This is a genomic window from Streptomyces sp. NPDC093071 (assembly GCF_044754545.1).
Classification (GTDB): Bacteria; Actinomycetota; Actinomycetes; order Streptomycetales; family Streptomycetaceae; genus Streptomyces.
On sequence record NZ_JBIVPH010000004.1, the window covers coordinates 574,173 to 588,538 of the forward strand.

Below are 14,366 nucleotides of genomic sequence, written 5' to 3' on the forward strand. Positions count from 1 at the left end.
ACCCCGGCCCCGGGTCTGCACAGGCCCCGGCCCAGGTCCGCACAGACCCCGCCCCCGGGTCCGGTCAGCCCGCCTCGGGGGCGTCGACGATCTTGCCGTCCTTGTCGACGGTGTGGGTGCGCCAGTACACGTCCCACTCGTCGTCGACCTTCTGCGGCACCTTGCCCTCGGGGTAGCGCGTGTAGCCCTCCGGGACCTTCTCGCCGTCCTTGACGCAGGCGGAGCCGGTCGCGCCGACCGTCATGACGGGGTACTCGCCCCCGGCGCAGATGTCGTCCTGGAAGGAGAGGCCGGAGCAGCCGGTCAGGGCCAGGACCGCGGCCGCTCCCGTGAGCGCGGCGGCCGCGGAGGCGCGGATCCGGCGGCGGAGGGAAGGGGCCTTGTCGGTCAGGGGGGTGGTCACGGGAGTCTCCTGTCGGTCGTGAGGTCTGTCCCCACTCTCGTTCCCGGAGATCGCCGGAGCGTGAGTACCGGTACTCAAGAGGGCCGCCGCGCCTCTACTCAGGAGAGCGGCTATCGGCCACAGTTGGCCGGAAGGCCCCCGTCCGCCCGGCGGCACCCGGCACCCCCTAAGGGGTGTCCGACGCCATCACGACGTACACCGCCCCGACCACCACCAGCAGCCCGGCCCCCAGGAGGGTCACCAGGGCGCAGCCGAGCAGGCTCGTCACGCCCGCGATGGCCGTCCAGCCCAGGCGGGTCGCCCGGTCGGCGCGGCGGAGGACCTCGCGGCCCTCCTCGTCGTCATCGCCCATGTCCGCCTCCCCGCCGGGAGCCTACGGTTTCGGGCGGGTCGTCCGTACCGCCCCGATGCTCGCCCCGATCACCAGCGCGATGGCCAGGGCGTCGGCGGCGGACAGGGCCTGGCTGAGGACGAGGAAGCCGGCCAGGGCCGCGATGGCCGGTTCCAGGCTCATCAGGATCGCGAAGGTGGGCGCGGGCATCCGGCGCAGGGCGAGGAGTTCCAGGGTGTACGGCAGGACCGACGACATCAGCGCGACCGCGAGGCCCAGCGCGAGCGTCGACGGTACGAGGAGCCGGTCGCCCGCCTCCGCGAGGCCGAGCGGCAGGCTGAGGAGGGCGCCGAAGGCCATCGCGAGCGCGAGCCCGTCGGCCTGCGGGAAGCGGCGGCCGGTGCGGGCGCCGAAGACGATGTACGCCGCCCACATGCCGCCCGCCCCGAGCGCGAAGGCCGCCCCCAGCGGGTCCAGGCGGTCGAAGCCGCCCCCGCCGAGCAGGAGCACGCCGACGAGCGCGAGCCCGGCCCACAGCAGGTTCGTCCAGCGGCGCGAGGCGACCACGGAGAGGATCAGCGGCCCGAGGACCTCCAGGGTCACGGCGGCGCCCAGCGGGATCCGGCTCGACGACTGGTAGATGAGGACGTTCATCCCCGCCATGGCCGTGCCGAAGGCGACGATCGTGCCCCAGTCGGCGCGGCCGTAGCCCCGGACCCGGGGCCGGCACACCACGAGCAGCACGGCCGCCGCGAGCACCAGCCGCAGGGTGACCACCCCGAGGGCCCCGGCGCGCGGCATGAGGAGGACCGCGACGGCCGCCCCGAACTGCACGGAGAGCCCGCTCGTGACGACCAGCGCGACCGGGCCGAGCCGACGGCCCGTCCCCCCGTCCCGTACGGGAACCCCCCGAGGGTCCGCGGCGGCCGCGACCGGGGCCACGTCCTTGACCGGACTGTCCACCGGCTGCTCCTCCACACGACACGTACGACGAAGGTCCGCCGGACCCGGACCGGTCCGGCACCACCTCACCGTACGGGCCCCCGCGCGGCAGCGGAAATGCCGATTGCGCTGCGTTTATGCTCCCGACGCATGAGCATCGAGCTACGCCACCTCCGCTGCTTCCTCGCCATCGCCGAGGAGTCCAGCCTGACCGGGGCGGCCGCCCGGCTCCACCTCACCCAGCCCGCCGTCTCCCGCACGCTCGCCGCCCTGGAACGGCACCTCGGCATCCGGCTCGCCGACCGCTCCACCCACCACCTCGCCCTCACCGCCGAGGGCCTCGCCTTCCGGGACCGGGCCGCCACCGCCCTCGCCGCCTTCGACGCCGCCGTCGACCCGGCCGGGCTCCGCCGCCGCCCCCTGCGCCTCGGGCACGCCTGGTCGGCGTTCGGCCCGTACACCACTCCCCTGCTCCGGCGCTGGCAGCGGGAGCACCCCGGCACCCCGCTCGAACTCCTCCGCGTCGACGACCGCACCGCCGGGCTCGCCCGCGGCGAGGTCGACGCCGCGCTGCTCCGGGGGCCCGTGGACGCGCCCGGCCTCGTCACCGAGGAGCTCGCCACCGAGCCCCGGGTGGCCGCGCTGCCCGCCGACCACCCGCTCGCCGGCCGCCCCCGGCTCGCGCTCGGCGACCTGGCGGGCGAGACGGTCGTCCTCAACACCGTCTCCGGCACCACCACCCTGACCCTGTGGCCCGCCGCCGCCCGCCCGGCGGCCACGCTGACCGTCGCCAACACCGACGACTGGCTCACCGCGATCGCCGCCGGCCGGGGCGTCGGCGTCTCCTCCGCCTCCACGGCCGCCCTCCACCCGTACCCCGGCGTCGTCTACCGCCCCCTGCCGGACGCGCCCCCGCTCCCGGTCGTCCTGGCCTGGCGCGACGCCTTTCCGCACCCGGCGACGGGGGCGCTGGCGGCGCTGGCCCGCGAGATCGTCTCGGAGGGAAGGGGGTGAGACCGGCCCCGCCCCGTCAGGAGACGGGCGACTCCGCCTCCGCGTCCCCGCGCCGCAGCGAGCGCCACACGTGCACCGCCCAGGCGTGCGCCTCCGCCGTCTCGTGCGAGCAGAAGAGGCCGGCGGCGGAACCGTCCGGCTCCACCGCGTAAGCGGAGAACTCGTACCGCCCCCGGCCGGTGTCCTCCGGCGTGACCCAGGAGGAGTGCCGTACGCCCCCGTCCGGCCGCCGTTCCGTGTGCCGCCGACCGGCCGGCGGCTCCGGGGCGCCGTCGAGGAGGACGGCGAGGAAGTCCTCGGCGGGGCGCTCCGGCCGGTCGTCCCGGAAGAGCGTCGCCGCCACGCCGCGGTCCCGCCCCGTGAAGTGGTCGATCCCGTCCGCGAACCGCGCCGAGAGCCCCGCGCTACGCTCGACCGACCACCCGTCGCCGAGGTCGGTCCGGACCGCGACGGGCAGCGGGGACGGGAAGCGCGCGAGCACGTGGTCCCGGTCCCAGACCCGCCCGAGCAGCCCGACGGCCACCGGGTCGTGTCCCTCCACGAGGTACGGCAGCTCCCCGGGGTCCGCGATCCGCCCCGTCATCCCGGCGCCGAGCACCTCCTCGCCCCACGGCCTGACCGCGTTGGCGAGCCGCCCGCGCACCACCAGCCCCGGGTAGGCGGCCTCGTCGTACCAGACGGCCGCCGCGTGCCGGAGGGTCTCCTCGTCCACCTCCAGCCAGGTCCCGAGGACGAGTTCGGTGTCCCCGCCGAGCCGCAGCGGCAGCAGGCACCGCACGAAGTGCCCGACCCCCTCGACGGAGAGCAGCGCGTTCGGCCCCGGCGTCCGCCGGTCCTCCTCGGGGGTCTCCAGGACGGCGTCCGGCAGCCCGAACCGGATGTCGATCCGGCGCTCGTCGGCGAGCTGTTCGCCGCAGCAGGAACAGGTGGAGAGGGGGGCGGAGGTGCTCATCCCCGCACCCTAAGCCGGACCGGAGCCGATCCGGCGACCGCCTCCCCCTCGCGCGGAACTCATCCGGACCCGCCCGGGCCCCGGTTCTCGCAACCCACCCGGCCCCGGTTCTCGCAACCCGCCTCGCAACCCGCTCGGGTCCCGCCCTGCAACCCACCCAGGCCCCGCCCCGCAACCCGCTCGGGCCCCGCTCACCCCGCCTCCTCCCGACCCCCCTCCACCCCCTCCGCCAAGCCCTCCTCCAGTCCCTCCGCCAGCAGCTCCGCCAAGTGCCGTCCCCGCCCGTCCGTCAGGTCCCCGATCTGCGTGCGGCAGGAGAAGCCGTCGGCCAGGACGGCGGCCTCCGGGGGTGCGTCCCGCAGGGCCGGGAGGAGTTGGTCCTCGGCACAGGCGACCGAGACCTCGTAGTGGCCCGGTTCGAAGCCGAAGTTGCCCGCGAGGCCGCAGCAGCCGCCCGCCAGGTCGCCGGTGAGGCCCGCGCGGGCGCGCAGCCGCCGGTCGGCCGCGTCGCCCAGGACGGCGTGCTGGTGGCAGTGGGTCTGGCCGGTGACCGGGCGGTCGAGGCGGGGCGGGGCCCAACCGGGAGCCAGCTCCTCCAGCGCCTCCGCGAAGGTGCGGACGGAGGCGGCGAGCCGGGCGGCCCGGGGGTCGTCCGGCAGCAGCTCGGGCAGGTCGGTGCGGAGGGCCGCCGCGCAGGAGGGTTCGAGGACCACGACGGGGAGGCCGTCGCCGGGTGGGTCCAGCACGTCCAGCGCCCTCCGCATCACCCGCCGCGCCGCCCCCGACTGCCCCGTCGACACGTACGTGAGCCCGCAGCACACCCGGCCCTCCGGCAGCCGGACGCCCAGCCCCGCGTCCTCCAGGACCCGGACCGCCGCCCGCCCGACCTCCGGGGAGAGGTGGTCGGTGAAGGTGTCGGGCCAGAGGATCAGGGCCGGCGGCCGGTCCGAGGCGCGCTCCGCGAACCAGGACGTGAACGAGGAAGCCGCCACCCTCGGCATCGTCCGCTCCGGCGTCACCCCCGCCAGCCGCGCCGCGAACGGCAGCCGCATCGCCGCGTTCAGCCCCCGCCCGAACACGTCCAGCCAGTGCGGCAGCCACCCCATCGTCCAGTGCGAGCGCGGTCGGCGCAGGAGACCGAGCGGGCCCGCGTAATGCCGGTCCAGGAACTCCGCCTTGTACGCGGCCATGTCGACGCCCACCGGGCAGTCGCTGCGGCAGCCCTTGCAGGACAGGCACAGGTCCAGGGCCTCGCGGACCTCCTCCGAGCGCCAGCCGTCGGTGATCACCTCGCCGATCGCCATCTCGTGCAGCAGCCGCGCCCGCCCCCGCGTCGAGTGCCGCTCCTCGCCCGTCGCCCGGTAGGAGGGGCACATCACGCCGGGACCCGAACTCGGGCCCTCCACCCGGCACTTGGCCACCCCCACGCACCGGGCCGCCGCCCGCCCCAGCTCCACCATCGGAAGCCCCACCGCCGGAAGCCCCACCGCCGGACGCGCACCGGACCGCGCCCCCTCAGACCTCAACCCCTCGAACCGCAACCCCTCGTCCAGCCGCCCCGGCCTGACCAGCATCCCCGGGTTCAGGCCCCCGTCCGGGTCCCACACGTCCTTGACCTCGCCGAAGAGCCCGACCAGCTCCTCCCCGTACATCCTCGGCAGCAGCTCCGCCCGCGCCCGTCCGTCGCCGTGCTCGCCGGAGAGGGAGCCGCCGTGGGCGACCACCAGGTCGGCCACCGCCTCCGAGAAGCGGCGGAAGTCCCGTACCCCCTGCTCCGTCCACAGGTCGAAGTCGATCCGGACGTGGACGCAGCCGTCCCCGAAGTGCCCGTACGGGATGCCCCGGAGGCCGAAGCCGGCCAGCAGGGCGCGGAATTCGCGGAGGTACGCGCCGAGGCGCGCCGGCGGCACCGCGCAGTCCTCCCAGCCCGGCCACGCCTCGCCCCCGCCGAGCGCCCGGGTCGCCGTCCCCGCCGCGTCCTCCCGGATCCGCCAGAGCGCCCGCTGCCCGGCCGGGTCCCGTACGACGTCCGCGTCGAGCGCGTCCGCCGCGCGGACCAGCCGCCGGGCCGCGTCCGGCCCGCCCACCTCGACGAACAGCCACGCTCCGCCCCGGGGCAGCCCGACGGCGTCCGGCACGAGGTCGAGGGCCATCCCCTCCACCGTCAGCGGCGCGTGCTCCAGGAGCCCCGGCGCCGCGTCCGCCGCCGCGCCCTCGTCCGGGTACCCGAGCACCACCAGGACGGGCTCGGCGGGCAACGGAACGAGCCGTACCGTCGCCTCCGTGATCACCCCGAGCGTGCCCTCGCTGCCGCAGAAGGAGCGGACCACGTCCACGCCCCGCTCCGGGAGCAGCGCGTCGAGGGCGTACCCCGAGATCCGGCGCGGGAGCCCCTCCGGGTAGCCGGTCCGCAGCAGGGCGAGGTTCCTCCCCACCAGCTCCCGCAGTCCGGGCGGCGCGCCCCGCCCCTCCCGCCCGAGAGTCAACTCCGCGCCCCGGTAGGTCACCACATCGAGGGAGCGCACGTTGTCCGCCGTGGTGCCCCACGCGACCGAGTGCGCCCCGCACGCGTTGTTGCCGATCATCCCGCCGAGCGTGCAGCGGCTGTGGGTCGACGGATCGGGCCCGAAGGTCAGCCCGTACGGGCGGGCCGCCGCCCGCAGCCGGTCGAGGACGAGCCCCGGCCGGACCACCGCCGTCCGCGCCTCCGGGTCCAGGGAGACGATCCCGCCCATGTGCCGTGTGAAGTCGAGCACGACGCCGGTGCCCGTGGCCTGCCCGCCGATGGACGTGCCGCCGCCCCGGGCGACCACCGGCGTGCCGTGCGCGCGGCAGACCTCCAGGACCGCCGCGACGTCGGCGGCGTCGCGCGGGGCGACCGTACCGGCCGGAACGCGGCGGTAGTTGGAGGCGTCCATGGTGGTCAGGGCCCTGGCCGTGACGGAGAAGTCGACCTCTCCGGCGACGGCCGAACGCAGGGCGGCGGCAAGCTCGGACGCGTGTTCCTGGTGTGTTCCCACAAGTCCAGGATCTCGCGCCCCTCGTCTCATCGGGCGGACATCCGGCGACCGGCCCCTTCCCGACCCGATACTCTCCGCCTCGTGGCTGATATCCAGATTCCCGCTGACATCAAGCCCGCCGACGGCCGTTTCGGCGCGGGCCCCTCCAAGGTGCGTACGGAGGCGCTGGACGCCCTGGCCGCCACCGGCACCTCCCTCCTCGGCACGTCCCACCGCCAGGCTCCGGTCAAGAACCTGGTCGGCGAGGTGCGTGCCGGCATCCGTGACCTCTTCTCGCTGCCCGAGGGCTACGAGGTGATCCTGGGCAACGGCGGCTCCACCGCCTTCTGGGACGTCGCGACCCACGGACTCATCGAGAACAAGTCCCAGCACCTCGCCTTCGGCGAGTTCTCCTCCAAGTTCGCGAAGGCCGCCAAGCTGGCTCCCTGGCTGGCCGAGCCGACCGTGATCTCCTCCGACCCGGGCACCCACCCGGAGCCGGTGGCCGAGGCGGGCGTCGACGTCTACGCGTACACCCACAACGAGACCTCCACCGGTGTCGCGGCCCCGATCAAGCGGGTCGCGGGCGCCGACGAGGGCGCGCTCGTGCTGGTCGACGCGACCTCCGGCGCGGGCGGCCTGCCCGTCGACATCACCGAGTCGGACGTCTACTACTTCGCCCCGCAGAAGTCCTTCGCGGCCGACGGCGGCCTGTGGCTGGCGGCGTTCTCGCCCGCCGCCCTGGAGCGCGCGCAGCGGATCCACGCCTCCGGCCGGCACGTCCCCGAGTTCTTCTCGCTGCCGACCGCGATCGACAACTCGCTGAAGAACCAGACGTACAACACCCCGGCGCTCGCGACCCTCTTCCTGCTCAACGAGCAGCTCAAGTGGATCAACGGCCAGGGCGGTCTGGACTGGGCCGTGGCCCGGACCAAGGAGTCGTCGGACGCGCTGTACACGTGGGCCGAGGAGTCCAAGTACGCCTCGCCGTTCGTGACGGACGCGGCGAAGCGCTCGCAGGTCATCGGCACCATCGACTTCGCGGACGAGATCGACGCGGCGGCGGTCGCGAAGGTGCTGCGCGCCAACGGGATCGTGGACACCGAGCCGTACCGCAAGCTGGGCCGCAACCAGCTGCGGATCGCGATGTTCCCGGCGATCGACCCGGCGGACGTGCGGGCCCTGACGGCCTGCGTGGACTACGTGATCGAGAAGCTGTAACCACCCCTTTCCGTACGGAGGGCCCGGCACCGCACGCGCGGTACCGGGCCCTCCCGCGTGCGGACGGACGTCACCGGCTCAGCGACCGGTAGCGGCGGACCGCCAGGGGCAGGAAGAGCGCCATGAGGGCGAGCGGCCAGACGACCGCCATCGGGACGGCGTGCTGCTCGACCCAGGAGCCGCCGCCCGCGCCCGGGTTGCCGAAGAGCTCGCGGGTGGCCGACACCGTGGACGAGATCGGGTTCCAGGCGGCGACGGGCGCGAGCCAGGACGGCATCAGGGACGGCGCCACGTACACGCTGGAGAGCATCGTGAGCGGGAACAGGACGACGTAGAGGGCGCCGGCCGCCTCCGTGTTCGGGACCACGAGGCCGCACCACACGCCCACCCAGATGAGGCTGAAGCGCAGCAGCAGGAGCAGCGCGAAGCCGAGGAGCGTGGCGCCGGGCCCGCCGTCCGAGGTCCAGCCGATGGCGAGGGCGGTGAGGGCGAGGAGGGCGAGTTCGGCGGTGGCGATCAGGAGGTCGGACAGGGCGCGGCCGGTGGCGACGGCCGAGGGGGCCATCGGCATGGACCGGAAGCGGTCCACGACCCCCTTGCCGCTGTCGGAGGCGACGGCCGAGGCCGTGCCCATGAGCCCGAAGGCCATGGTCATGGTGAACATGCCGGGCATCAGGAACTCGCGGTAGTCGCCGTCGCCGGGCACGCGCATCGCGCTGCCGAAGACGAATCCGTAGAGCAGCACGGAGACGATGGGGAAGCCGAGCTGCCAGAGGATGGCGGTGGGGTTGCGGCGGTAGTTGAGCAGGGTGCGGCGGACGAGGGTGAGGCAGTCGGCGACGGCCCAGTAGGCGCGGCCGCCGGTCGTGGACGTGAGGGCGGTGCTCATGCGGTGGCCTCCTGAAGAGCGGTCTCCTGACGGCCTGTCTCCTGACGGCCGGTCTCCCGGTGGTCGGTCTCCTGGTGGTCGGTCTCCTGGTGGTCGGTCTCCTGGTGGTCGGTCTCCTGGCCGGTCAGGTGGAGGAACACGTCGTCGAGCGCGGGCCGGCGCAGGGCCAGGTCCTCGACGGCGATCCGCTCCTCCTGGAGGGTGCGCGCGACCTCGGTCAGGGCGGCGACCCGGTCGGTGACGGGGACGTGGACGCGCCGTTCGGCCTCGTCGGTGCGGGGTTCGGCGTCCGCGACCCGGGCGAGGACCGCGCGGACGGCGGGCAGGTCGGCGGCCTCGGCGACGACGACCTCGACGCGGTCGCCGCCGACGAGGTTCTTGAGGCCGTCGGGGCTGTCGTCGGCGATGGCCCGGCCCCGGTCCACGACGGTGATCCGGGAGGCGAGCCGGTCGGCCTCGTCCAGGTACTGGGTGGTGAGCAGCACGGTCGTGCCGCCCGCGACGAGGGTGCGGACGGCCTCCCAGACCTCGCCGCGGGCGCGCGGGTCGAGCCCGGTGGTCGGCTCGTCCAGGAAGAGGACGGCGGGGGCGAGGATCATCGAGGCGGCGAGGTCGAGCCGGCGGCGCATCCCCCCGCTGTACTGGCCGGCGCCCTTGTCGGCGGCCTCGGTGAGGGAGAAGCGGTCGAGGAGTTCGGCGGCGCGGTCGCGGGCGCGGCGGGCGCCGAGGTGGAAGAGCCGGCCGAAGACCTCCAGGTTCTGGCGGCCGGTAAGGCCCTCGTCGACGGCGGCGTACTGGCCGACGAGCCCGATGCGGGTGCGGACGGCGCGCGGGTCGCGGGTGACGTCGATCCCGGCGACCTCGGCGCGCCCGCCGTCGGCCCGCAGGAGGGTGGCGAGGATGCGGACGGCGGTGGTCTTGCCGGCGCCGTTGGGGCCGAGGAGCCCGTGGACGGTGCCGGGCCGGACGGCGAGGTCGAAGCCGTCGAGGGCGTGGGTGGTGCCGTCCTTGCTCCGGTACTCCTTGCGCAGGCCCTCGGTGAGGACGGCGTGTTCGGGGGTGCGGGCGGTCGTATCGGCGCGTTCGGGCACGACGGCGTGCTGGGGCACGGAAACCTCCGGGTCGGCGCGGTCTCTCGGAACACGTACGGGACAGGTGCGGGGCACGTACGAAGCACGTGCGGAACGCAGGGGAACGGCTGCGGGACCCGCAACCGAGTACACCGTACTCCATTGCGAGTACACCGTACCCAGTTTCAAATCACCAACGTTTTAAAGTGGCCGCATGACCAAGAGCAGCCTCGACCTCCTCTGGGGCACGGGCGACCGCCCCAGCCGCGGCCCCAAACCCGGCCTCACCGTCGACCGGATCGTCACGGCGGCGGTCGCCCTCGCCGACGCGGAGGGGCTCGACGCCGTCTCGATGCGACGGGTGGCGGGCGAGCTGGGCGTGGGCACGATGTCGCTCTACCGGTACGTCCCCGGCAAGGCCGAGCTGCTCGATCTGATGCTCGACCGGGTCCAGGGCGAGGCCCTGCCCGCCGACCCCCCGCCCCCCACCCACTGGCGGGACACCGTCACGGCCCTCGCCCGCACCACCCTCGGCCTCTACCGGGCCCACCCCTGGCTGCTCCGGGTCAACCAGGCCCGCTCCGTCCTCGGCCCGAGCGCCCTGCGCGGTCTGGAGCTGTGCCTCGCAGGGCTCAAGGGGCCGCACGGCATGGGTCTGAGCGACCCCGAGACCATCTCGGTGATCATCACCGTGCAGGGGTACGCGGCGGGCACCGCCCGCATGGAGCTCCAGGCCTCCGAGGCCGCGCGGGAGACCGGGATCAGCGACGACGCGTTCTGGGACGCGCAGCGGCCCTATCTGGAGCGGGCGATGCTCTCGGGCGACTACCCGCTGATGGCGGCGCTCGCGGACGACACCTTCTCCCGCGAGACCGACCACTTCGCCTTCGGCCTCGAACGGCTCCTGGACGGCTTCGAGGCCCTGGTGGACAGCGGGAAGCAGAAGGGGATCGGCGAGGAGATGAGGGCCGGCGGGGAGAAGAGGGCCGGCGGGGAGAAGGGGGCCGGCGGGAAGAAGGGCGTCAGCGGCGCCTGACCAGCCGCTTCCCCGCCACCACGAGGAGCGTGGCACCGGCGAGGACGAGGAAGCCGACGGTCACGTTCCCCTGCTCGCCGGGGCCCGGGGCGGCGGACGCGGACGGCGACGCGGAGGCACCGGGGGAGGCCGGGGCGCCCGGGGTCTCCGTCTCCCGGCCGCCGCCGCCCGACGGCGGCTCCACCCGCAGGACGCGGCTGTTCTTGCCCTCCGAGCCGAACATGAGGGCCGACCCGTCCGCCGTGTACGTCACCGACTCCGCCTGCCCCTGGAAGGGAGCCCCCACGGCCGTCCCCTCCCCCTCGATCCGCCCGTCCTTCCAGACGTACTCCTGAGCGGTGAAGTAGCCCCGCAGGACGAGCCGGCCGCCGTCCGGCGAGAACGCGCCGTCGGTCACCCACGGCACCTCGCCCACGCGCCGGAAGACGTTCGTCCCCGACGACGAGAGCCGCTCGGGCCCGGCGTACAGACCGCCGCCGTCCTGCTTCTTGCTCGCGATGTACACCCGGCCGGTCTTCGGATGGACCATCAGGGCCTCGGCGTCGCGCGGCCCGTCGGCGTACTTCACGACGTACTGCTCCGCCGCCACCTGCTGGTCCTTCAGGACCTTCGGCTCGGGGAAGCGGTAGATCCAGACGTGGTCCCAGGAGCCGTCGAGGTTGTCGCCGATGTCGCCGACGTAGATGTCCCCGTCGGGGCCGACGGAGATCGCCTCCATGTCCCGGGGGGTGCCGACCCCCTTCATGGTCAGGGTCGCGACCGTCTCCCCCGTACGGGAGTCGACGCCGTAGATCAGGGGCGCGTCCTGGTCGTTGTGCGTCCAGTAGATCCCCGGGTGGGCGCGGCTGGCGGCGAGGCCGCTGGACTCGGTGATCCGGGCGTCCCGGAGCGCGAAGTCCCGGTCGGGCTCCTGCCCTTCGGCACGGGCGTGAGCGGCCGGGAGCAGCACCAGGGCCGCCGCCGCGCCGAGGGCGCACAGAGCAGATCGCATGTCCCCAAGCCTGCCACGGGCGGCGGGAACCCGGTTGACCATGATCGGGGCCGCTGTCAGGGTCGCGTCCATGCCTACCTTCCTCGCTCCCGACGGCACGGAACTCGCCTACCACGCGTCCGGTTCCGGGACCCCGCTGCTCTGCCTCCCCGGCGGCCCGATGCTGGACTCCGCCTACCTGGGCGACCTCGGCGGTCTCGCGGCCCACCGCCGCCTGATCCTGCTCGACCCCCGGGGCACGGGCGCGTCCGCGACGCCGGATGACCCGGCCTCGTACCGCTGCGACCGGCAGGTGGCGGACGTGGAGGCGCTGCGGGCGCACCTCGGCCTCGACGCCGTCGACGTGCTCGGGCACTCGGCGGGCGCGAACCTGGCCGCGCTCTACGTCTCCCGGCACCCCGGGCGCGTGAACCGTCTGGTGCTCGTCACCCCCGGCACGGGCGCGGTGGGCATCGACACGCCCCCGGAGGAGCGGCTCGCGGCGGTGCGGCTGCGGAGCGGGGAGCCGTGGTTCGGCCCGGCGTACGCGGCCCTGGAGGAGGTCACGGCGGGGCGGGGCACGGCGGAGTCGTTCGAGGCGGTCTCGCCGTTCCTCCACGGCACCTGGGACGGGGCCTCGCGGGAGCGGCACGCCGAGAACCGGCGGCGGCGGAACGACGAGGCAGGGGCCCTCACGAACGAGGGCGCCTACGACCCGCCCGCCACGCGCGCGGCGCTCGCGGCGTTCGACCGCCCCGTCCTGGTCGTGGCCGGCGAGGGGGACGTGAACACCCCGCCGCCGACGGCCGCCGCGTACGCGGCCCTGTTCCCGAAGGCGGAATCGGTCCTCTTCCCCGGCGCGGGCCACTTCCCGTGGCACGACGCCCCGGAGGACTTCGCCACGACGGTGAACACCTTCCTCACCGCCTGAGGGCCCCGCTGCCTCACCACCCGAGAGCCCCGCTGCCTCACCACCCGAGAGCCCCCGGGCCCCGCCTCGGGACCGTACGGGCTCCGCCTCCGCACCTTTGCCGTTTCCGCAACAGAACTGGCCCGCCGCGCAGGCGCTGCACGACGGTGGGGCCATGGCAGACGACACCGCAGCAGAAGCCCCCACCTCCTCCGTCGACGGCTACGTCGGCGACCCCGCCGTGCGCGACGAGTGGGACAACCGCTACTCCGAGCGCCACCAGCTCTGGAGCGGGCAGCCCAACGGGGCGCTCGTCGCCGAGGTCGCCGACCTCTCCCCCGGACGCGCGCTCGACGTCGGCTGCGGCGAGGGCGCGGACGCCATCTGGCTCGCCCGCTCCGGCTGGGACGTCACCGCCCTGGAGGTCTCCGGGGTAGCCCTCGCCCGGGCCGCCGCCCACGCGCGGGACGCCGGCGCCGACGTCCGCTGGGTGCACGCCGGACTGGCCGAGGCGGCGCTCCCGCCCGGGTCCTTCGACCTGGTCTCCGCGCAGTACCCGGCGCTGCTCCGCACGCCGGACTCGGCGGCCGAGCGCGCCCTGCTCGACGCCGTCGCGCCCGGCGGCATCCTCCTGCTCGTCCACCACGCGGGCATGGACGAGCACCACGCCGAGCGGCAGGACGACGCCTTCGACCCCGCCGACTACGTCTGGCCGTCGATGGTCGCCGCGCTCCTCGGCGACGACTGGCGGATCGAGGTGGACGAGGAGCGGCCCCGCGTGGTGCCCGAGGGCGGCGCGGGCGCCCACCACACCCACGACGTCGTCCTGCGGGCCCGCCGCCTGCGCTGACGCGCGCACCGGCGCCGCCGAAGGTGCTCCGGATCACAGCAAGCCCGGGGAAACGGTCCGCGATGATATGACCATGCGTTTTCTGTTCGTCGGCGACAGCATGACCATCGGACGCGCCGGCGACTGGACCTGGCGCTACCGGATGTGGCAGCACCTGGAGGCCACCCTCCCGGGCGGGTACGAGATCGTCGGCCCGCGCACGGGCCTGTACGACCCGGAGGCCCCGGACGGGCCGCACGACGGCGAGGCGTACGCGGCGCCGGACTTCCCCGCCCCCGCCCGCCGTCACCTGGCGGGCTGGGGCGAGGGCTGGCTGCACATGGCGCCCGTCATCGGGGAGACCGTCGCGGCGGCCGGGGCGGACGTGCTCCTCGTCTCCCTCGGCCTGATCGACCTGGGCTTCTACACCAACAGCGACCAGACCGACGAGAACGTCCGGGCCTTCGTCGGAGCCGCCCGCGCCGCGAACCCGCGCGTCCGGGCGGTCCTCCTGCCGGTCATCCCGAACGTCCGCGCCACGTACGACGCCCCCTTCGCCGCCGAGTGCGCCCGCTTCAACGAGCTCCTCGCGAAGGCCGTCGCCGACCTGGACACCCCGGCCTCGCCGCTGCTCCTGGCGACGGTCCCGGAGTCGTACGCCCTCCCCTCCGACACCTACGACGGCACCCACCCGGGCCCCACCGGCGAACACAAACTGGCCGCGGCCTTCGCCGACGCGATGCACCAGGCGTGGGACCTGGGCGGCCGGTACGCCGCCCGGCCCTGACGGACGCCGGGAG

At 75.0% G+C, this 14,366-nt stretch carries 14 protein-coding genes; 6 read left to right on the forward strand and 8 right to left on the reverse strand.

Annotation, left to right across the window (positions count from 1 at the left end; translation table 11 throughout):
• Nucleotides 1-64: 64 nt before the first annotated feature.
• From ACIQD7_RS19635 to ACIQD7_RS19645, 3 genes are all read right to left on the reverse strand, one after another.
• The gene (locus ACIQD7_RS19635; RefSeq protein ID WP_402442986.1) at nucleotides 65-403 is read right to left on the reverse strand and encodes an SCO0607 family lipoprotein; all 339 of its coding nucleotides are present in this window, start codon (nucleotides 401-403) and stop codon (nucleotides 65-67) included.
• 166 nt (nucleotides 404-569) lie between these two features.
• The gene (locus tag ACIQD7_RS19640; RefSeq protein ID WP_402442988.1) at nucleotides 570-755 is read right to left on the reverse strand and encodes a hypothetical protein; all 186 of its coding nucleotides are present in this window, start codon (nucleotides 753-755) and stop codon (nucleotides 570-572) included.
• 21 nt (nucleotides 756-776) lie between these two features.
• Entirely contained in the window at nucleotides 777-1,697 is a 921-nt protein-coding gene (locus tag ACIQD7_RS19645; protein ID WP_402442990.1) for an EamA family transporter, read from the reverse strand.
• A gap of 129 nt (nucleotides 1,698-1,826) precedes the next feature.
• On the opposite strand from ACIQD7_RS19645, the gene ACIQD7_RS19650 reads away from it, so the two are divergent.
• Nucleotides 1,827-2,690 (forward strand): LysR family transcriptional regulator, encoded by an 864-nt coding sequence (locus ACIQD7_RS19650; protein WP_402442991.1) that lies wholly within the window; start codon nucleotides 1,827-1,829, stop codon nucleotides 2,688-2,690.
• Between the two features lie 16 nt (nucleotides 2,691-2,706).
• Here ACIQD7_RS19650 and ACIQD7_RS19655 read toward each other — a convergent pair whose 3' ends face one another.
• Nucleotides 2,707-3,642 (reverse strand): DUF2199 domain-containing protein, encoded by a 936-nt coding sequence (locus ACIQD7_RS19655; protein ID WP_402442993.1) that lies wholly within the window; start codon nucleotides 3,640-3,642, stop codon nucleotides 2,707-2,709.
• A 191-nt stretch (nucleotides 3,643-3,833) separates the two neighbouring features.
• The gene (locus ACIQD7_RS19660; protein ID WP_402442995.1) at nucleotides 3,834-6,692 is read right to left on the reverse strand and encodes an FAD-binding and (Fe-S)-binding domain-containing protein; all 2,859 of its coding nucleotides are present in this window, start codon (nucleotides 6,690-6,692) and stop codon (nucleotides 3,834-3,836) included.
• A 51-nt stretch (nucleotides 6,693-6,743) separates the two neighbouring features.
• Between ACIQD7_RS19660 and serC the strand changes: the two genes are divergently transcribed.
• A complete protein-coding gene (gene serC, locus ACIQD7_RS19665) occupies nucleotides 6,744-7,862 on the forward strand; it encodes a phosphoserine transaminase (RefSeq protein ID WP_121828244.1) in 1,119 nt (372 codons plus the stop codon).
• A gap of 70 nt (nucleotides 7,863-7,932) precedes the next feature.
• On the opposite strand, the gene ACIQD7_RS19670 is transcribed toward serC, so the two are convergent.
• Nucleotides 7,933-8,751, reverse strand: coding sequence for an ABC transporter permease (locus ACIQD7_RS19670; RefSeq protein ID WP_402442997.1), 819 nt, complete (start codon nucleotides 8,749-8,751; stop codon nucleotides 7,933-7,935).
• Complete coding sequence (locus ACIQD7_RS19675) at nucleotides 8,748-9,782, reverse strand: ATP-binding cassette domain-containing protein (protein WP_402443298.1); 1,035 nt, start codon at nucleotides 9,780-9,782, stop codon at nucleotides 8,748-8,750. The genes ACIQD7_RS19670 and ACIQD7_RS19675 overlap by 4 nt, the downstream gene beginning before the upstream one ends.
• Before the next feature lie 253 nt (nucleotides 9,783-10,035).
• Here ACIQD7_RS19675 and ACIQD7_RS19680 point away from each other — a divergent pair, with 253 nt between their 5' ends.
• Nucleotides 10,036-10,857, forward strand: a complete 822-nt coding sequence (locus ACIQD7_RS19680; RefSeq protein ID WP_402442998.1) for a TetR/AcrR family transcriptional regulator — start codon at nucleotides 10,036-10,038, stop codon at nucleotides 10,855-10,857.
• On the opposite strand, the gene ACIQD7_RS19685 is transcribed toward ACIQD7_RS19680, so the two are convergent.
• Complete coding sequence (locus ACIQD7_RS19685) at nucleotides 10,844-11,848, reverse strand: WD40 repeat domain-containing protein (RefSeq protein ID WP_402442999.1); 1,005 nt, start codon at nucleotides 11,846-11,848, stop codon at nucleotides 10,844-10,846. The genes ACIQD7_RS19680 and ACIQD7_RS19685 overlap by 14 nt on opposite strands.
• 70 nt (nucleotides 11,849-11,918) lie before the next feature.
• Here ACIQD7_RS19685 and ACIQD7_RS19690 point away from each other — a divergent pair, with 70 nt between their 5' ends.
• The 3 genes from ACIQD7_RS19690 (at nucleotide 11,919) to ACIQD7_RS19700 (ending at nucleotide 14,353) form a co-directional block, all read left to right on the forward strand.
• Nucleotides 11,919-12,758: an alpha/beta fold hydrolase gene (locus ACIQD7_RS19690; protein WP_402443001.1), complete on the forward strand. Its 840-nt coding sequence runs from the start codon at nucleotides 11,919-11,921 to the stop codon at nucleotides 12,756-12,758.
• A 154-nt stretch (nucleotides 12,759-12,912) separates the two neighbouring features.
• On the forward strand, nucleotides 12,913-13,587 hold the full coding sequence (locus tag ACIQD7_RS19695) for a class I SAM-dependent methyltransferase (protein WP_402443003.1): 675 nt from the start codon (nucleotides 12,913-12,915) through the stop codon (nucleotides 13,585-13,587).
• A 73-nt stretch (nucleotides 13,588-13,660) separates the two neighbouring features.
• Nucleotides 13,661-14,353 (forward strand): GDSL-type esterase/lipase family protein, encoded by a 693-nt coding sequence (locus ACIQD7_RS19700; RefSeq protein WP_402443005.1) that lies wholly within the window; start codon nucleotides 13,661-13,663, stop codon nucleotides 14,351-14,353.
• Nucleotides 14,354-14,366 lie beyond the last annotated feature (13 nt).